The following is a 17,979-nucleotide window of genomic DNA, read 5'->3' as shown; positions in this document are numbered from 1 at the left end:
TCTTTTTATGACTTAAATAAAAGCAAAAGAATAAAAATACAAAGGCCACCGACAAGAGCAAGAACATAATGATATATATAACCTGTCTGCAATTGACTTGCCCGTTTTGCCACCCACTCCGCAAATGAAGCTATCCCCTCTGGCCCATAGCCATCAATAATTTTTTGATCTGTTTTTAGCCATAAGAAACGAGCACCTTTCAGAGCATTATTTAAAAATAAACGATTATAAAATTCATCAAAAAACCATTTATTATAAAGGAAAAGATAAACTTTTTTAAATCTTTGAACGATAAGAACAGGCATTTGCGGGCGAATTAAATATAAATATATAGCTAGCCCTATACCTATAAAAACTGCGATGGTAGGCAAATGTTTAAAAAAGAAATTTAAATGATTCTCTTCATGCATAGGCATGAAACTCCCCAAAAACTTTTCATTTAAGAAAAATGCTTTTCCTAAATATCCGCCAAAAATAGAACCAAAAACAAGTACAAATAAAGGGGCTAACATACTATAGTCAGGCTCATGAATATGGCTCATCACAAGCTCATTTGCTCTATTTTCTCCATGAAATGTGAGAAATAGAAGACGCCAAGAATAAAAAGCCGTAAGAACTGCAGCACAGATACCTAAGAAATAAGAAACTTGACCAACCCAACTAGAATTTAGCAGAGCTACTTCTAAAATATAGTCTTTTGAGAAATATCCAGCAAAAAACGGGAGGCCACATAAAGCAAGGGTACCAATAATCATCACGGTATATGTTACGGGGATAGAACGCCATAACCCTCCCATATATCGCATATCTTGTTCATCAGAGAGTGCATGGATTACAGCCCCTGCACCTAGAAACAACAATGCCTTAAAAAAGGCATGAGTTACTAAATGAAAGAGAGCCCCATTATAGGCTGAAAGACCAATCGCCATAAACATATAGCCCAATTGACTACAGGTTGAATAGGCAATAACACGCTTTATATCGTTTTGCGTAATCGCGATACTCCCCGCAAATATGGCTGTTATGCTCCCCACTAAGGCAATAAAATCCCTTGTATAAGGAGCTAATTCATATAAAGGTGAAAGCCGAATTAAGAGAAAAACGCCCGCTGTGACCATGGTTGCAGCATGAATCAACGCTGATACGGGAGTAGGACCTTCCATTGCATCTGGAAGCCATGTATGAAGTCCTATTTGTGCTGATTTCCCCATAGCCCCTATAAAAAATAAAATTCCAAGAGTTTCAAAGGTAGAAAACTTATATCCTAATAAGTCGAAGCTATGCCCTTCTTTCAACGGGATGAGTTGGAAAAGTTGATCAAATTCGAGAGTCTTGAAGACTAAAAAAGTCCCCGCAATTCCTAGAAGAAATCCCAAATCACCAATCCTATTCACAAAGAAAGCTTTGAAAGCTGCCTCATTCGCACTTTCTCTCTCATACCAAAAACCAATTAAAAGATAAGAAGTAAGCCCTACACCTTCCCAACCAAAAAACAGTTGCACGAGGTTATCTGCCGTCACCAAGATCAGCATCATAAAAGTAAATAAACTTAAATATGACATAAAACGAGAAGAGGATGGATCTTGATTCATATAGCCAATAGAATAAACATGAACAAGAAATGAGATCAGATTTACAAGTAACACCATTGTTACTGAAAGATTATCAAAATAAAGACTCCAATGAATTTGGAAATTTCCCACGTCAAACCAAGGTAATAGAGAAAGAGTTATGTTCTGCCCATTATGATGTAAATTCCACGCGAAAATAAAAGATGATACGGTTGCTATAGCAATAATTATGCAACTAATTAAATTAATTGCATGTTTATTAAATTTATGACCCAAAAAGCTTATAAAAATAAAACCTAAAAGGGGACAAAATATACTAAGATACTCTACCAATTTCTTAGCCTCTCATATGACTTATATCTTCAACCTCGATGCTTCCGCGATTACGATTGAAGACAACGAGAATAGCCAGACCTATGGCAGCTTCGGCAGCTGCAACAGTTAAAATAAATAATGTAAAAATTTGACCTATAAGATCTTTCCAATACATTGAAAATGCAACGAGATTAATATTAGTTGCAAGAAGAGTTAATTCTAGAGACATCAAAATATTTAAAACGCTTTTACGCCCCCATAAAATTCCGAAGATCCCTATAAAAAATAAGGCGCTTGATAAAACTAAATAATGTTGCAACCCAATTTGCATTTTATATTCCTTTTTTAAGCGATACTTTCTTAAGTTCAATTGTATTTTTAGCTGTTCGCTTTAACTGAGTCGCTATATCTTGCCTTTTTATATCATGCTTATAACGGTATGTAAGGACGATTGCACCAATCATGGCAACCAATAAAATAAGCCCCGCAACCTGAAATAAATATAAATAATCCGTATAAAGCACCATTCCCAGCGCTTTAGTATTTGTTATTTTCGAAACGTGCAAAGTGGGCGAAGTTATAAAATCATTCCTTGAATCGATTGATTTAAAAGTGAAGGCTACTAGAATTAATTCAGTCAGCATAAGAATACCAATCACTACAGATGCTGAAACATTCTGGCGCAAATTAATAAGTTCCCCTGCAAGCCACCTATAAACACGACGCGGGATAAGAAAAGCAACCAAAACGCCCGTGAAAATTAAAAGCGAAAGATGCTCCCATTTTATTTTCGTTAAATCACTATAATCATCAAAGAAATAATTGAACCCTAAAATTATCGTGAGAAAAAGCATCACATATAAAACGATAAAACCTGTGACTGAGGCCAAGCTCTTGGTAAAATTTACAAAATTTCGAAGAAAAAATAGGGGTTTTTGAAAAGGATCAATATCAAGCATCATAACAACGAATAGAAACAAAACAGCCACTGCCCCAACGTAAACAATGATTAAAATCATCGCAATGAACTCAGCCTGAAGTAAGATAAAAATACCTGCCGCATTAAAAAATGAAAAAATCAGATAAAGAACTGAATGGACAGTATTCCGTGCAAAAACAACCATTGCTGCAGACCCCAGCAATAGAAATGAAAAAATATAAAAAGTTAAGGCTACAATCACAAACTATCCTCTTTTCTGAACGCCTCATCATATCAGGGGTCTAACACTAAGCCAATGGTTTAAAAGTTATTTATCATTGTATTTATGAAATCATAATCTCTTGAATTTTTAAGAGAGCATCACGCCCAATAGGTGCTGCAACAACACTTCCCCATCCGCCATGTTCAACAATAACAGCCGTCACATAACGTGGCTGATGAATTGGAGCATAACCAACAAATAAAGCATGATCTCTTTCTTTCCAGGCTATTTCTTCATTCCTTAAGATGCGTGTTTCACGTTCCAATTTTGTTATGCGTCGCACTTGAGCTGTTCCTGTCTTCCCCCCCATCTCTAATCCTGGAATATTGATTCTAGAATGATAAGCTGTCCCAGAAACCTCATTAACGACAGCATCAATACCATTTTTAATCATAGCAAGATACTTAGGATTAAAAGAATAAGATGAAAATAGCGGTAACTCCGCTGAAGTTCTTTTCTTTATTGTCGGAACAACCCGTTTCCCCGATAAGAGTCGCGCCATCATTTGAGCTAATTGAAGAGGCGTTGCTAATACAGGGCCCTGCCCGATAGATAACAATATGGTATCGCCTATATGCCAACGCTGCTTATGTTTCTCAAGTTTCCACTGTTTTGAAGGAACTAAGCCTGAACGTTCAGCCGGCATCTCTATCCCTGTCTTATCTCCAAACCCTAGCGCTCTCACCATCTGTGCAAGTATTTCAACTCCAATTTTTTGGGCTATTTCATAAAAATAAACATCACAGGAAACCTGTAATGCTCTTTTTAAATTTACCACTCCATGCCCCCCACGACAAACACAATGGAAACGATGATTTGCTACCTCTATATATCCGTGACAAAAAGTTTGAAAATTAGGATCTACTCTTCCTGATTCAAGTCCTGCAAGCAGAACAGCCATTTTGAATGTAGAACCAGGCTCATAAAGACCATGAATAGCTTTATTGGTCAAAGCACGATAAGGATTTTTTTGCAGAGCATCCCAATTCTTTTGAGAAATACCATTTACAAATAAATTTGTGTCATAACTTGGTGAGGAAACTAAGCTTAAGACTTCTCCTGTTAGAATATCCATCACAACAACAGAAGCACTTTCAACTTGCTGTAATCTTTCATAAATAAATTTTTGCAAGGGAGCCGAAACTGAAAGTTCTAATTGTTGACCATTTTGGCTTTCATGTTTTTTTCTTTCTCTCACAATTTGACGTTTTGCATTAACTTCGACTTCTTTATATCCTGCCACACCTTGCAATACATTTTGGAAGCTTTTTTCAATCCCTACTTTTCCAATACGATAATCTGAAAGAGAAGAGAGCCGTTGATCAACATCTTGATCTTTATCAGAAGGCGCCTGGACGTAACCAATCAAATGTGCAAATGGTTCTGGCTCTAGGTAGAATCTTTGATAGCCTGCCTCAATTTCAACGCCAGGCAATTCAGGTAAATTCACTTCAATTTTGCATACATCTTCCCAGCTTAGTTGTTGTTTTAGAGCATAAGGCGTGAATTTGGGGTGCTTATTGATATCCTTAAGAATATTTTTAGAATCTTTAGGATCAATATTTAACAACTCAGAAATACGAAAAAGACTTTCTGGCAAATTATCTATCTGAGCAGGCGTCATTGTTAATCGGTAGCTAGAAATATTCCCCGCTAATTCTTCTCCATGACGGTCATAAATGATCCCTCTTCTCGGCAATAAAATATGTAACTTTATACGATTTCCATCAGCAAGAGTACGATAATGAGGAGAGCGAAAAATTCCTAAATACCCTAAGCGACCCAGAATTAAAGCTCCTCCGGCTGCCTGCGCTCCTGCAATTAAAAAAGCTCTTCTTGTAAATAACAATTTGGGATCTGAAGAGCTAAAAAATCGCCTCATGATAAATCAATTACCTTTTTCAAATTTAAAGATGAGAGTTTTGCACATAATGGATATAAAAGAATTGTAAATAATATACTTAATACTAAATTAGCTAGCGAGAATGGAAACTCCATAAAACTTCTTAAAATTAATTTCTCCAGAATTTTATAAAAAATTAAAGATAAGCTAAAAACTGCCCAAATAAGTGGAAATGGTTGGTAATATAAGAAATTCCTCTGAGACAAAAGTATTAGTGAAGAGCCTAAAAAAAGAATACTATGAAAGCCAAGTGGTAATCCCTGAATGCTATCACTTACAATCCCCACAACCAAGAGGCAAGAAAGCGGCAAAAATTCAGGCTTAAAAATAGTCCAAAAGAAAATAAAAGGAAAAGAAAAATCTGGACTTACATGAAGTATGCTACTCGGAATCAATAAAGAAATGATACTTGAGATAAGTAAATAAATTGAAGGTTGTGCCATAAAAAGAAAAGCTACTAAAGGCTTCATAAAGTCCCTTTAACATCACGAGAAGGTCTGATATTTTCTAGCGGTGGTTCCATATCAACAAAAACATGAACATATTCTAATTCATTTAAGTGAATTAAACTCTTTACCCCTACGACCTCTCCTTTTTGATAAGCAACCTGACCTATAACATATCCTTTTGGATAAATGCCCCCTACTCCTGACGTAAAAATTAATTCACCAATCTCTGCTTTTGCTTCCATTTCAAAAAATTTAATTATTAGGTGAGAATCACCATTACCTGAAGCAATACCTTGTACTTTTGATTTTTCTAAAATAACAGGAACATGAGAATTCACATCATGCATTAACAAAACCCTAGAATTTTTCTCTGATACTTCGACAATACGCCCAACTATATGCTGCCCTATAACCACAGGTTGACGCAATTTAATCCCTTTCCTAGAACCAGCCCCCAAAACAATAGTTTTTGTATAAGGTGCTTGGACTATCCCTAATACTGGTGCCGTAATATAATTTATATGAGGATCAGGAGATATCTTTAATAATTGACGAAGTTGCTGGTTTTCTAAAGCTAAAGCATGAGCTTTCAAAGCCCACTCTTCCATTTGCTTAAGCTCGACTTCTAACTTCTCATTTTTATCATGAACTCTTAAGTACGAATTAATCCAGTTTTTAGTTTCTACTATACTATGGATAGGTGATATAATGAACTTCGTTATGACACTTGTATGCTCAAAGATCATCTCTCGGATTTTTGAAAAATTCTCACTATTAAGGCTAAAAGAAAAAATAACAAGAGCCGCGAGCAAAAAGACAATTAATCTGACTTTACCAAAAAAAAGTCGTACTTTTGCTTGAGATCGACGAGATACATTGGAAAATGTCGAAAGCAAAGAGAGCTCCCTCAATTAGTACATATTAATTAAAACGCCCTTCATACTGCCAATGTGTTCAAGAGCTTGTCCTGTACCTAAAACAACGCATGAAAGAGGATCGTCAGCAATAGAAACAGGTAACCCTGTGGCATCTCGAATAACTTGATCAAGATTTGAAAGAAGAGCCCCTCCTCCTGTCAAAACAATTCCTTTTTCGACGATATCAGCCGACAATTCTGGTGCCGTATTTTCCAAAGCATCTTTCACTGCCGTAATAATTCCGGCAATAGGTTCAGTCAAACTTTCTGCAACTTGACGTTCATCAATTTCAATTTCTTTTGGAATACCTTTCAAAAGGTCCCGTCCTTTAATATGAAGTTTACGCCCGCCTGATTTTCCGTGCGGTTGTAAAGCAGACCCTATTTCTTTCTTAATACGCTCAGCTGTTGCTTCACCAACAAGAAGATTATGAGTTCGTCGGATGTAAGCAATAATAGCTTCATCCATACTATCGCCGCCAATTCGAACAGAGCGAGCATATACAATTCCACCTAAGGATATGACAGCAACCTCTGTTGTTCCTCCACCGATATCAACAACCATTGATCCTGTAGGTTCTGTGACAGGAAGCCCCGCCCCAATAGCGGCTGCCATTGGTTCTTCGATGAGATATACCTTACCTGCGCCCGCACTTTCTGCAGATTCTTGAATAGCACGTTTCTCGACGGCAGTGGCCCCTGAAGGGACACAGACGATGATCTGAGGACTCACAAAACTCCGGCGATTATGAACTTTATGAATAAAATGCTTAATCATTTCTTCAGCCACTTCAAAGTCTGCAATGACACCTTCTCTTAAAGGACGAATTGCCTGAATATTACCTGGCGTTTTCCCAACCATCTGTTTAGCATCGTTCCCAACAGCCAAAACTTGGCTTTTACCCTTGATCACAGCACGAGCAACAACCGAAGGCTCGTTTAGAACGATCCCTCGCCCTCTAACATAAACTAAAGTATTGGCTGTTCCAAGGTCGATCGCCATATCAGAAGACATCATCCCAAGCAGTTTTCGAAACATTTAATTCCTCTTCATTTAAACAGGATTAAGAAATTATTTTAAGAATTGTCTTTGCAAAGTAAAAATATTCCTCATCTTCTTTACAAAATCTTTGGTCCTTTTAGCATTATTTATTCTTCTAGAAAAGAAAATTGTAGGATGAAGGCATAAGAAACCAGAGCTTATTTTGAAAATGTAAATTCTTATTGTAAAGTGATATCGGCTCTAAATTGAGTTCTGAACCAAGTATATTGCCTTTTAATATATTGACGAGTTGATATTTTTGCTTTGGTAAGTGCCTCTTCTAAACTAAGTTTACCTTGCAAATAAGCTGCAAAATCTCGCACACCAATTGCCTTATAAATGGTCGATGTAGGATTTATATCTTGCTTAAGAATACCTTCTACTTCTTTTAAAACATCTTTTTCGAGCATTTGATCCAAGCGCGCATCTGCACGTAAATTTACTTCTTCACGTGGTGGTAATAAGAGTATATTTGTAAAAATTTTCTCTTGTTGATTTGAAGAAATCCAAGATTTCCGTTGCCATTCAGAAAGAGGAATTCCTGTTGCTTTTACGACTTCCCAAGCCCTTACAATTCGTTGGGAGTCTGTAGATTTTAAACGTGTAACAATAACAGGATCAAGCTCTACTAACTCCTCATAAAGAGCTTGAATGCCTTCATTTTTGGCTCTTTCTTGTGCTAACTCTCTAATATTTTTATCAACTTGCGGGATAGGAGAAAGCCCTTCAATTAAAATCTTTAAATAAAGCCCCGTACCTCCTACAATAATAGGAAGTTTTCCTGCTTGATAACATTCCTGAATCTCTTTTAATACCAGAGAACGCCAAAATCCAGCTGAACAAGAAGCATGGGCATCCAGAAAACCATAAAGCTTATGAGGTACTTTTAAGAGCTCTTCTGAAGAAGGACGTGAGCTTAAAATTTCAAGATCTTTATAAACTTGCACACTATCAGAGTTTATAATAACGCCATTATGTTTTTCTGCAAATTCAGTTGCAAACGAAGATTTTCCTGAGGCCGTGGGACCTGTAATTACAATAATTGTTTTAGATAAATGAGTTATGTTCTTCAGATTCACTTAAATAAGCATCAAAACAGGATTTGTAATTAAATTCTTAAATACTTTCAAAAATTCAGCGCCAACAGCACCATCTACAACCCGATGATCAACTGAAAGGGTACAAGCCATGACAGTTGCAATCTCGATCTTACCATCCCGAACAACAGGTAACTCTTCTCCTGCACCGACGGCTAAAATACAACCTTGAGGAGGATTAATCACGGCTGAGAAACTTTTAATACCATACATCCCCAAATTTGAGAGACTAAATGTCCCCCCTTGAAATTCTTGAGGTTTAAGTTTTCCTGAACGTGCTTTACTAATTAATTCTTTCATTTCTCGAGAAATCTCAAGAATTGATTTTAATTCCGCGCCTCGAACGATAGGGGTTACAAGACCTCCTTCAACAGCAACCGCGACAGAAACATCAGCATGTTGATAACGACGTACATGACCGCTCTCAATCCATGATGCATTGGCATCAGGCACTTTTTTTAAGGCAACGCTAATGGCTTTAATAATCAGATCGTTTACAGAAATTCTATCCGATTCAGGAAGCGATTTATTAATTTGCTTACGGAAGTTCAACAAGCCATCAATTTCACACTCAACTGTCAGGTAGAAATGAGGAACATTCTGTTTAGATTCTGTCAGTCTCTGCGCAATAACTTTACGCATATTAGAAACTTTAACTTCTTCATAAGCAGGATAAAGTTCATCTGCCGCTTTATATAAAGTTGCCACCGCTCCTACTGAAGATAATTGAGGCGTTTGAGTCATAGCAGTTTCAACATCTGCTTTTATAATTCTTCCGCGCGGCCCTGAGCCTTGTAAATTTGCAAGATCAATTTGATTATTTGAAGCAACACGACGCGCTAAAGGAGATGCAAAAACGCGTTCTTGAGAATTTTCAGCAGGAAGAGTTTTTACTTCAATGACTTCTTTAATTTCTTCTAATTTTTTTTGTACAGGAATCTCTTGATTTGGAGAAGATTTTGTATCAAGAGCAGACTCAAGAGAAGAACTATCTTCGCCTTCTTCCAATAAAATGGCAATAACTTCGTTGACTTTTACATTTTCTGTTCCTGCCGGCACCATGATTTTAGCTAACGTGCCTTCATCAACAGCTTCAACTTCCATTGTTGCTTTGTCAGTTTCAATTTCAGCGAGAACATCGCCAGATTTTAATTGATCTCCTTCGGACTTAAGCCAACGAACTAAATTACCTTCTGCCATAGTCGGTGAAAGTGCAGGCATTAAAATTTTAATTGGCATAGAAGTGAAGTCCCCTTACTTGCAAAGATTTTTATCGATAACACACTTGTTTAATAGCATCAATCACCCATTCGACTTGTGGGATTGTAAGCTTTACTAAACTTTCTGCGTAAGGCATAGGAACATCCGCACCAACAACTCTTTTTACAGGCGCATCCAGATAATCAAAAGCTTTCTCCATCACAAGAGAAGAAATCTCAGAACCAATCCCCGCAAATCCCCATCCTTCTTCGAGAGTGACTAAACGATTTGTTTTCATCACTGAATCTAATATTGTTTGCTCATCAAGAGGACGAATTGTACGAAGATCAATAACTTCAACATCAATACCTTGAGTTGCTAATTGTTCCGCGGCTTGTAGCGCAACACCAACCATTAAAGAAAAAGTAGTGATTGTTACATCTTTACCAGAACGTACAACGCGGGCTTTTCCAATCGGAATAACTTCATCTTCTTCAGTAAGAGCTGGAAAAGCTTGTCCATATAACATTTCATTTTCTAAAAAAATCACAGGATTAGGATCACGAATTGCCGCTTTTAACAGTCCTTTTGCATCTCTTGCATCATAAGGCGCAATTACCTTTAATCCAGGGCAATGGGCGTACCAACTTGCATAACATTGAGAATGTTGGGCTCCCACTCTTTTTGCGGCCCCGTTAGGCCCTCGGAAAACAATAGGGCATCCCATCTGGCCCCCTGACATATAAAGAGTTTTTGCAGCACTATTTATAATTTGATCGATTGCTTGCATCCCAAAATTGAAGGTCATAAACTCAACGATTGGCTTAAGCCCCGCAAAAGCAGCCCCTACTCCCAATCCCGCAAATCCATGCTCAGTAATAGGCGTGTCGATCACACGCTTTGCACCGAATTCTTCAAGCAATCCTTGGCTTACTTTATAGGCTCCTTGATATTCAGCGACCTCTTCTCCCATTATAAAGACAAGAGGATCTTTCCGCATCTCTTCTGCCATGGCATCACGAAGAGCTTCACGGACTGTAATTGTTGAAGTCTCAAGGGTCATTTATCTTCTCTCTTATGAATTAATTAAGATATCAGTCATAAGTTCTGAGGCTTCTGGCTCAGGACTTGTTTGAGCGAATTCTACAGCTTCAAGCATAATTTCTTTAATTTCTTTTTCAATAGGTGAGAAAGCTTCTTCTGCGACACCAAATTCAGAAATTAACGTTGCTCTTGCTCGTTCAATAGGATCAAAATTTTGGCGCATGTTATCAACTTCTTCTTTTGTCCTGTATTTAGCAGGATCTGACATAGAATGCCCCCGATAACGATACGTTTTTATTTCAAGAATCATTGGGCTATTGGTTTCACGCACATACTTTACAGCTTGTTCAGCAGCAGCCTTAACCGCAAGCACATCCATTCCATCAACTTCTTCGCCCGGAATACCATAAGCAATTCCACGCTCATATAAATGCTGGCCAGCTGCGTGACGTGCAATGGATGTCCCCATGCTATAACCATTATTTTCAATAATATAAAGAGCTGGAAGCTTCCAAAGAGCCGCCATATTAAAGGCTTCATACACTTGCCCTTGGTTAACAGCTCCATCGCCCATATAAATAGTACATATACCACCATCACCGCGATATTTGTGAGCAAAAGCGAGCCCTGTTCCCAAAGGTATTTGAGCTCCTACAATTCCATGTCCTCCAAAGAAATTTTTCTCTCTAGAAAACATATGCATAGAGCCGCCTTTGCCTTTTGAATAACCGCCTATGCGTCCCGTTAACTCAGCCATAACACCCTTAGGATCCATATCACATGCCAACATGTGGCCATGATCACGATAAGCTGTAATTACAGTGTCTTGCGGTTGAAGGACAGCTTGTATACCAACAACGACAGCTTCTTGACCGATGTATAGATGGCAAAAACCAGCAATAAGGCCCATCCCATACAACTGACCAGAGCGTTCCTCAAAACGCCGAATTAAAAGCATATCGCGATAATATTTTAAAAGTTCCGCTTGCGTCACAGGAAGTCTGTTAAGCGTTACTGGATTATTTTTTTGGGAAACTGTTGTTACCAAGTTTGAAGCTCCCTATTTCACATCATGTTTCTTTAGATTTAATAGTAAAAGCTAAAGCATTGCTTTAGCTTTTACTTAAGCTCTCTTTAACCAATTTACTTAGCTGAATTAGTTTCTTTATCTTGAGAATTTTTCTTAGCAGCAGGAAAATAACTCTTTTCTTTAATACGAGCACTTTTACCTGTACGGCCACGAAGATAATATAATTTTGCACGACGAACTTGACCACGACGAACAACTTCAATCTTAATATTTGGAGAATAAAGAGGGAAAACACGTTCCACACCTTCACCAAAAGAGAGCTTACGCACTGTAAATGAGGAGTTAATACCCGCACTCTTACGTGCAATACAGACACCTTCGTAAGCCTGTGTTCTTTCGCGTTCACCTTCGACTACTTTTACGAGAATCTTTAAGGTATCGCCTGCAGAAAACTCGGGGACAGGATTATTTGCGACTAATAAATCAAGTTGTTCTTGCTCAAATTTTTGTAAAGTGTTCATTCTTTAATCCTTTCTCTCTTGCTGAGTCGCCTTATAGCGCTGCCATAAATCGACACGCCGCTCACGTGTTAACTTTTCCGACTCAGCCTTCCGCCAAGCTTTAATTTTTTCATGGTGCCCACTTAATAATATTTCTGGCACCAGATGATCATTCCAATTTCGAGGTCTTGTATATTGAGGGTACTCCAATAAGTTCTCAGTAAAACTCTCTTCATTAAGAGAGTCCTTTTCACCAAGAACTCCAGGTAAAAGCCTCACAATTGCATCTAAAAGAGCCATTGCAGCAATCTCACCACCTGAGAGAATAAAATCTCCTAAGCTTACCTCTTCAATATGCCACGCATCTAAGACGCGCTGATCAATTCCTTCAAAGCGTCCACACAATAATCCCAAGTGAGATTGATTGGCAAGCTTTTTTACATATTCTTGTGTCAATGGTATGCCACGAGGCGAAAGATAAATCAAGGTATTTGGTCGAGACTTATAATGATCTTTTAAAGCCGCATCTATAATATCGGGACGAAGCACCATTCCAGGGCCTCCCCCAAAAGCAGCATCATCGACAGACCGATGTTTATCAACCGTATAATCTCGAAGATTTATGGCCTCTAAAGACCAGAGATTATTCTGTAATGCTCTGCCTACAACGGATTCCGCTAAAGGGCCAGGAAACATTTCAGGAAATATTGTGAAAATCTTAGCAGAAAGTAAGCAAGTCATTAAATTTTACTCGCCTTTTCTGCGTGTTTGAAATTGCTTTAAAAATTCTTCATTTATAACAAGATATTTCTCTGAAATAGAAATTGTAGGTATAGCTTCTTTTGTAAACGGTAACACAACCACTTCTCGAGAATGAGAAAGATTTATTTCAATCAAATCCCCGCTTCCAAAATTGTAAACTGAGGCAACGATTCCCAGCGAATCACCTGCTTGCGAGTGAACCTCTAAACCAATTAGATCTTGATAATAATATTCTTCTTCTTCAACTGAGGGTAATAATTCTCTTGGAATATAAAACTCGGTTCCTTTTAATCTTTCCGCCTGGTTTCGATCATGAATCCCTTTTAATGTCGCAACAATTATATCTTCTTTGAATAAATAAGCATCTTTAAGGACAAATGTTTTTTCACCTTCTTTATCGATAAAATGCGCATACTCCAAAAAAGAAGTTGGCGAGGCCGCAAACACTTTTATTTTAACTTGCCCCTTAATCCCATGAGCCGAGTGAACGACTCCCATTAAAATAGGCGATGAAGATTGATTCACGATTTAAATCCCAGAAACGCTCCTGGCTTTTAAACCAGGAGACTTCTTTAATAACTTTAAGCGTTAGCTTCTTCTGTTGAAGTTTCTGCAGCAGGTTCAGCTGGCGCTTCAGAAACATTTTTTGCAGCAATTGCAGCTGCTTCAGCAGCTTTTTGTGCTTCTGCCGCTTTCTGTGCAGCTTCAGCAACTTCTTGCATACGTTCCTGTGCTTTCTTCTTCGGAGCAGCTTTTTGTGGATTATTAAATTTTGATACCTTTACAAGCCCCAACTGGCCAAAAAAGCGAACCAAACGATCTGTTGGTTCTGCACCGACACCTAACCAGTGCTTAACTCTCTCTTGATTCAATACAAGACGTTGTGGATGATCTGAAGCAAGAATTGGGTTATAAGTTCCCACCTTCTCAATAAAACGACCATCACGTGGACTTCTTGAATCTGCAACAACAACTCGATAGAAAGGACGCTTTTTTGAACCACCGCGTGCTAAACGAATTTTTAATGACATCTTTTTACTCCTTAATGTCTATTGATATTAACTATTAATCTTCTTTATTTACCTAACAATCCTCTTAAACCTTGCCTTTTAAGGCCCTTTTCCCCGACTTTCGACATTCTTTTCATCATGTCTCGCATATCTTGAAATTGTTTTAAAAGACGATTCACATCAGCAACTGCCGTCCCAGATCCTCCAGCAATGCGCTTGCGTCTAGACCCATTTAACAATTTATAATTACGACGCTCTTTTATCGTCATAGAACTTATTATTGCCAATTGTCTTTTAACAAGCTGATCACTAAGCCCTGCATCTTGAATGCGCTCTTTCATCTTCCCCATACCTGGTAACATTGAAAGCACTCCCCCCATGCCACCCATTTTTGAGACTTGACGCAATTGAGACGCAAGATCATCGAGATCGAATTCACCCTTACTTGCTTTATGAGCAAGCTTCTCTGCTTCTTCTCGATCAATTGTTTCGACAGCTTTTTCAACGAGACTTAAGACATCTCCCATATCAAGGATACGTCCTGCTATACGCTCAGGATGAAATTCTTCTATTTGATCAAGATGTTCGCCGATTCCTAATAACTTAATTGGACATCCCGTAATTGCTTTAATTGAAAGAGCCGCACCTCCACGCCCATCTCCATCAATTCTTGTCAGAACAATACCGGTCAACCCTACCTTTTCTTGGAAATTTCGAGCAATATTAACAGCATCTTGTCCTGTCATTGCATCAGCAACTAAGAGAGTCTCAATAGGATTAACTGCTTTTTTTAAAGCTGTTAACTCTTCCATAAGCTCTTCATCGACATGCAAACGTCCTGCCGTGTCGAGTAAAAGAATATCATATCCCTCAAGCTTTGCTTTATTATAGGCACGCTTAACAATCTCTAAAGGTTTTTCCTTCTCAATAATTTCTAAAGTATCAACCTCGACTTGACGTCCTAAAATTTCTAACTGTTCTCGGGCTGCTGGACGATAAATATCAACAGAAGCCATAAGAATTTTTTTATTCTTTTTTACTTTTAAAAAACGGGCGATTTTGGCTGTTGAGGTTGTTTTTCCGGATCCTTGTAAGCCAACAACCATCATAACGGCCGGCGGATTTGTCGCAAGATTGAGAGCGACATTTTCGCTTCCCAAAACGCTAACAAGCTGATCATGGACAATCTTTACAACCATTTGTCCGGGGGTAATACTTTTAATAACTTCCTGCCCTACAGCACGTTCTTTCACCTGATTAACGAAATCTTTAACAACAGGCAAAGCTACATCTGCCTCAAGCAGGGCTACACGAATTTCTCTTAAAGCTGCTTCAACATCAGCCTCACTAAGAGCCCCTCTCTTTTTTAATTTATCAAAGATGTCGCCAAGTTTTTGGCTTAAATTATCAAACATTCTTTACCCAACAAATAATGCGTCAGTGGGCGAATATCGCTAACTGACGTTTACATCATGTTTTCTTCTAGAGATCCTTTTAACAAAAGTCAAGCATATCCGTATATCAAACGTATATCAAAACCATCTTTTCTAAAAAATTATTCTTTCACCATAAATAAAATAATTTAATCATTTTATTTATTTCTATCCATAAAACAAATAAAAATGATATAATTAAAGTGCGGGTAAACTCTTAATACAGAAGGAGAAGCGCCATGAATACAAAAGTATTAATACCATCAATATCAACAATACTTGTTATTATTGGAGCTATAAATTGGGGGCTTGTCGGATTTTTTCATTTCAATATTGTAGAAAGTTTTTTTGGAAGCTTCCCTATCCTTGTTAAGCTTATCTATAGCTTAATTGCTTTGTCAGGACTTTATTTACTAACAACCTTTAAAAAATCCATATAACCAACCTCATTCATGATAAACGGCGCTTTAAGCGCCGTTTTTGTTTTAACTTTGCAGATTAATAATTTATAAAAAATTATACGGATCGATATCAATTTTTAGACGAATAGAAGATGGTAACTTGACAGAATAAAGCCATAATTTCAGAAATTTCTGTAAATTATAATTACGGGGACTCTTCACAAGAATGCGCCACCGATAACGTCCACGAATCATATAAATGGGGGCTGGTGCTGGCCCTAAAATCTCCACATGCATCTCTTTAGGCACAACACTCAGAAGTCGAAGCGCTTCTTGCTTTACTTGATCCTCATCCATTCCTGTAAGAATTAAGGCAGCAAGACGACTGAAAGGCGGCATTAAATTGCTTTCTCTCATAAAAAGTTCTTGTCTGATGAACTGTTCTCGATCTCCAGTAACAAGGGCTTGCATAACAGGATGGTCAGGATAGTAAGTCTGAAGCCAGACTTTTCCAGATTTATGCTCTCGTCCAGCTCTCCCACCTACCTGTTGAAGCAATTGATAGGTCCTTTCGCTCCCTCGAAGATCCCCTCCTTGCAGCCCCAAATCTGCATCAATGACGCCAACAAGCGTTAAATGAGGAAAATGATGACCTTTAGCAATCATTTGAGTGCCAATAATTATTGAGACTTCATTATTTTTTATCCTTGACAAGACAAGGTCTAATTCTTGTACGTTTGAAATAATATCACTGGAAATAATACAGTAATTAAGATGAGGAAATCGTCCTGCAACTTCTTCAGCTAGACGCTCCACACCTGGCCCACAAGCTACAAAACTATCTTTCGCATGACAGCTTGTACATTCTTTTAACTGGGCAACTGCATGCCCACAATAATGACAAACAAGCCTCCCTTGTACCCTATGATCAACTAACCATGCCGTACAAAAAGGACATTCAACTTTTGTTCCACAAGCACTGCATAACGTGAGAGGCGCATATCCTCGTCTATTCAAAAATAAAAGGGCCTGCTCTCCAGAAGACGTGATCTTATTGATTTCATCAAATAACGGCGCTGAAATCCATTCTTTTGATTTTGATTCTTTCAAATCAACAATTTTAATTTCAGGAAGAGAAGCCTCACCAAATCGACTTTCCAACGTAACCTTATGATAACGCCCTTGGTGGCAATTATAGTGCGTCTCTAAAGATGGAGTCGCAGAAGCTAAAACAACAGGAATATGATCCAGCGATGCTCGCACGACAGCCATATCTCGCCCTTGATAAATAGCCCCCTCATCTTGCTTATACGTTTGCTCATGTTCCTCATCCACAACAATTAAACCTAAGTTTGAATAAGGAAGAAATAACGCTGAGCGGGCTCCAATAATTACCTTTGCCTCTCCTTTGATAATCTGTTTCCACGTCTCTCGACGCTGAGCTGGGGTTAACAACGAATGCCAAAGTGAAGGGGATGTCCCAAATCTTTTTTCGAATCTTTCAATCATTTGAGGAGATAGAGAAATTTCAGGCAATAAGACGAGAGCCTGTTGCTGTCTTCTCAAAACCTCAGCAATTAATTCAAGATAGATCTCTGTTTTTCCTGAACCCGTGACTCCATCTAAAACAGAAACTGAATATCCTTGATCAAGCCGTGTTTTAAGGTCTTGATATGTTAGCTCTTGAGCCGGTGAAAAATGAACTGAAGAAAAATCAGGATGCGGGCTCAAAATTTTATCAATTTTCTTTGATTGCCGTTTTAAGATTTTGAAAACTTGAGGCGCACTCAGCATTAATTTGAGCATGGTCCCAAGAGGTGTTAATGTATAATTTGCAACCCATTCAATAAATTCCAAGTTCGCTAAAGGAATGGTCGGCAGGTCAAACTTCTCACAGATTTCTTTTAGGGGTTTTGACGTTTCTGAAAATTCAGAAAGTCTCCAGACAACGCCATAAAGGCGCCTTGCCCCAAAGGGGACCAATACCATATCCCCAACAATAAGAGACATATCTTCAGGAACGATATAATCATAAACCTGACTTAAAGGAACTGGAAGAAGAACACCTACTTTTTGCATCATTAATTTTTTAAGATATTTCTCT

The 17,979-nt window shown here is 38.1% G+C and carries 18 protein-coding genes; 1 reads left to right on the top strand and 17 read right to left on the bottom strand.

Going from position 1 to position 17,979, the window contains the following annotated elements; all coding sequences use genetic code 11:
* Window positions 1-5 precede the first annotated feature (5 nt).
* From nuoL to ffh, 16 genes are all read right to left on the bottom strand, one after another.
* Window positions 6-1,904 (bottom strand): NADH-quinone oxidoreductase subunit L, encoded by a 1,899-nt coding sequence (gene nuoL / locus J0H12_02315; protein MBN9412747.1) that lies wholly within the window; start codon window positions 1,902-1,904, stop codon window positions 6-8.
* Between the two features lie 4 nt (window positions 1,905-1,908).
* Window positions 1,909-2,217 carry an NADH-quinone oxidoreductase subunit NuoK gene (nuoK, locus tag J0H12_02310; protein ID MBN9412746.1) on the bottom strand — a complete coding sequence of 103 codons (309 nt, stop codon included), beginning with the start codon at window positions 2,215-2,217 and terminating at the stop codon, window positions 1,909-1,911.
* 1 nt (window position 2,218) lies between these two features.
* Window positions 2,219-3,067 (bottom strand): NADH-quinone oxidoreductase subunit J, encoded by an 849-nt coding sequence (locus J0H12_02305; GenBank protein MBN9412745.1) that lies wholly within the window; start codon window positions 3,065-3,067, stop codon window positions 2,219-2,221.
* An 82-nt stretch (window positions 3,068-3,149) separates the two neighbouring features.
* The gene (gene mrdA / locus J0H12_02300; GenBank protein ID MBN9412744.1) at window positions 3,150-4,970 is read right to left on the bottom strand and encodes a penicillin-binding protein 2; all 1,821 of its coding nucleotides are present in this window, start codon (window positions 4,968-4,970) and stop codon (window positions 3,150-3,152) included.
* Entirely contained in the window at window positions 4,967-5,461 is a 495-nt protein-coding gene (gene mreD / locus J0H12_02295; protein ID MBN9412743.1) for a rod shape-determining protein MreD, read from the bottom strand. The genes mrdA and mreD overlap by 4 nt, the downstream gene beginning before the upstream one ends.
* Window positions 5,458-6,336, bottom strand: a complete 879-nt coding sequence (gene mreC / locus J0H12_02290; GenBank protein ID MBN9412742.1) for a rod shape-determining protein MreC — start codon at window positions 6,334-6,336, stop codon at window positions 5,458-5,460. The genes mreD and mreC overlap by 4 nt, the downstream gene beginning before the upstream one ends.
* 15 nt (window positions 6,337-6,351) lie before the next feature.
* A complete protein-coding gene (locus J0H12_02285) occupies window positions 6,352-7,395 on the bottom strand; it encodes a rod shape-determining protein (GenBank protein MBN9412741.1) in 1,044 nt (347 codons plus the stop codon).
* A gap of 182 nt (window positions 7,396-7,577) precedes the next feature.
* Window positions 7,578-8,477: a tRNA (adenosine(37)-N6)-dimethylallyltransferase MiaA gene (gene miaA / locus J0H12_02280; protein ID MBN9412740.1), complete on the bottom strand. Its 900-nt coding sequence runs from the start codon at window positions 8,475-8,477 to the stop codon at window positions 7,578-7,580.
* Window positions 8,478-9,734 (bottom strand): pyruvate dehydrogenase complex dihydrolipoamide acetyltransferase, encoded by a 1,257-nt coding sequence (locus J0H12_02275; protein ID MBN9412739.1) that lies wholly within the window; start codon window positions 9,732-9,734, stop codon window positions 8,478-8,480.
* Window positions 9,735-9,765: 31 nt separating this feature from the next.
* Complete coding sequence (locus J0H12_02270) at window positions 9,766-10,758, bottom strand: pyruvate dehydrogenase complex E1 component subunit beta (GenBank protein ID MBN9412738.1); 993 nt, start codon at window positions 10,756-10,758, stop codon at window positions 9,766-9,768.
* A 12-nt stretch (window positions 10,759-10,770) separates the two neighbouring features.
* Window positions 10,771-11,697: a pyruvate dehydrogenase (acetyl-transferring) E1 component subunit alpha gene (gene pdhA / locus J0H12_02265; protein MBN9412737.1), complete on the bottom strand. Its 927-nt coding sequence runs from the start codon at window positions 11,695-11,697 to the stop codon at window positions 10,771-10,773.
* Between the two features lie 185 nt (window positions 11,698-11,882).
* The gene (gene rplS / locus J0H12_02260; GenBank protein MBN9412736.1) at window positions 11,883-12,290 is read right to left on the bottom strand and encodes a 50S ribosomal protein L19; all 408 of its coding nucleotides are present in this window, start codon (window positions 12,288-12,290) and stop codon (window positions 11,883-11,885) included.
* 3 nt (window positions 12,291-12,293) lie between these two features.
* Entirely contained in the window at window positions 12,294-13,010 is a 717-nt protein-coding gene (trmD, locus tag J0H12_02255; protein MBN9412735.1) for a tRNA (guanosine(37)-N1)-methyltransferase TrmD, read from the bottom strand.
* Between the two features lie 6 nt (window positions 13,011-13,016).
* Window positions 13,017-13,556 carry a 16S rRNA processing protein RimM gene (rimM, locus tag J0H12_02250; protein ID MBN9412734.1) on the bottom strand — a complete coding sequence of 180 codons (540 nt, stop codon included), beginning with the start codon at window positions 13,554-13,556 and terminating at the stop codon, window positions 13,017-13,019.
* A gap of 56 nt (window positions 13,557-13,612) precedes the next feature.
* Window positions 13,613-14,062 carry a 30S ribosomal protein S16 gene (rpsP, locus tag J0H12_02245; GenBank protein MBN9412733.1) on the bottom strand — a complete coding sequence of 150 codons (450 nt, stop codon included), beginning with the start codon at window positions 14,060-14,062 and terminating at the stop codon, window positions 13,613-13,615.
* 44 nt (window positions 14,063-14,106) lie between these two features.
* Window positions 14,107-15,456 carry a signal recognition particle protein gene (gene ffh, locus J0H12_02240; protein ID MBN9412732.1) on the bottom strand — a complete coding sequence of 450 codons (1,350 nt, stop codon included), beginning with the start codon at window positions 15,454-15,456 and terminating at the stop codon, window positions 14,107-14,109.
* A gap of 257 nt (window positions 15,457-15,713) precedes the next feature.
* Here ffh and J0H12_02235 point away from each other — a divergent pair, with 257 nt between their 5' ends.
* On the top strand, window positions 15,714-15,914 hold the full coding sequence (locus tag J0H12_02235) for a DUF378 domain-containing protein (protein ID MBN9412731.1): 201 nt from the start codon (window positions 15,714-15,716) through the stop codon (window positions 15,912-15,914).
* 66 nt (window positions 15,915-15,980) lie between these two features.
* Here the strand turns inward: J0H12_02235 and priA are convergent, their stop codons facing one another.
* Window positions 15,981-17,957 carry a primosomal protein N' gene (gene priA, locus J0H12_02230; protein MBN9412730.1) on the bottom strand — a complete coding sequence of 659 codons (1,977 nt, stop codon included), beginning with the start codon at window positions 17,955-17,957 and terminating at the stop codon, window positions 15,981-15,983.
* Window positions 17,958-17,979 lie beyond the last annotated feature (22 nt).

The sequence above is a fragment of the Candidatus Paracaedimonas acanthamoebae genome (assembly GCA_017307065.1).
Taxonomy (GTDB): Bacteria; Pseudomonadota; Alphaproteobacteria; order Caedimonadales; family Caedimonadaceae; genus Paracaedimonas; species Paracaedimonas acanthamoebae_A.
Note: the sequence above shows the minus strand (reverse complement) of the source record. Positions and strands in the feature narration are given on the sequence as shown.

Coding starts and splice junctions, on each gene's coding strand:
- nuoK (MBN9412746.1), bottom strand. CDS start 2,217: ATGCAAATTGGGTTGCAACATTATTTAGTTTTATCAAGCGCCTTATTT.
- mrdA (MBN9412744.1), bottom strand. CDS start 4,970: ATGAGGCGATTTTTTAGCTCTTCAGATCCCAAATTGTTATTTACAAGA.
- mreD (MBN9412743.1), bottom strand. CDS start 5,461: ATGAAGCCTTTAGTAGCTTTTCTTTTTATGGCACAACCTTCAATTTAT.
- J0H12_02285 (MBN9412741.1), bottom strand. CDS start 7,395: ATGTTTCGAAAACTGCTTGGGATGATGTCTTCTGATATGGCGATCGAC.
- J0H12_02275 (MBN9412739.1), bottom strand. CDS start 9,734: ATGCCAATTAAAATTTTAATGCCTGCACTTTCACCGACTATGGCAGAA.
- J0H12_02270 (MBN9412738.1), bottom strand. CDS start 10,758: ATGACCCTTGAGACTTCAACAATTACAGTCCGTGAAGCTCTTCGTGAT.
- pdhA (MBN9412737.1), bottom strand. CDS start 11,697: ATGCTTTTAATTCGGCGTTTTGAGGAACGCTCTGGTCAGTTGTATGGG.
- rplS (MBN9412736.1), bottom strand. CDS start 12,290: ATGAACACTTTACAAAAATTTGAGCAAGAACAACTTGATTTATTAGTC.
- trmD (MBN9412735.1), bottom strand. CDS start 13,010: ATGACTTGCTTACTTTCTGCTAAGATTTTCACAATATTTCCTGAAATG.
- rpsP (MBN9412733.1), bottom strand. CDS start 14,062: ATGTCATTAAAAATTCGTTTAGCACGCGGTGGTTCAAAAAAGCGTCCT.
- ffh (MBN9412732.1), bottom strand. CDS start 15,456: ATGTTTGATAATTTAAGCCAAAAACTTGGCGACATCTTTGATAAATTA.
- J0H12_02235 (MBN9412731.1), top strand. CDS start 15,714: ATGAATACAAAAGTATTAATACCATCAATATCAACAATACTTGTTATT.
- priA (MBN9412730.1), bottom strand. CDS start 17,957: ATGATGCAAAAAGTAGGTGTTCTTCTTCCAGTTCCTTTAAGTCAGGTT.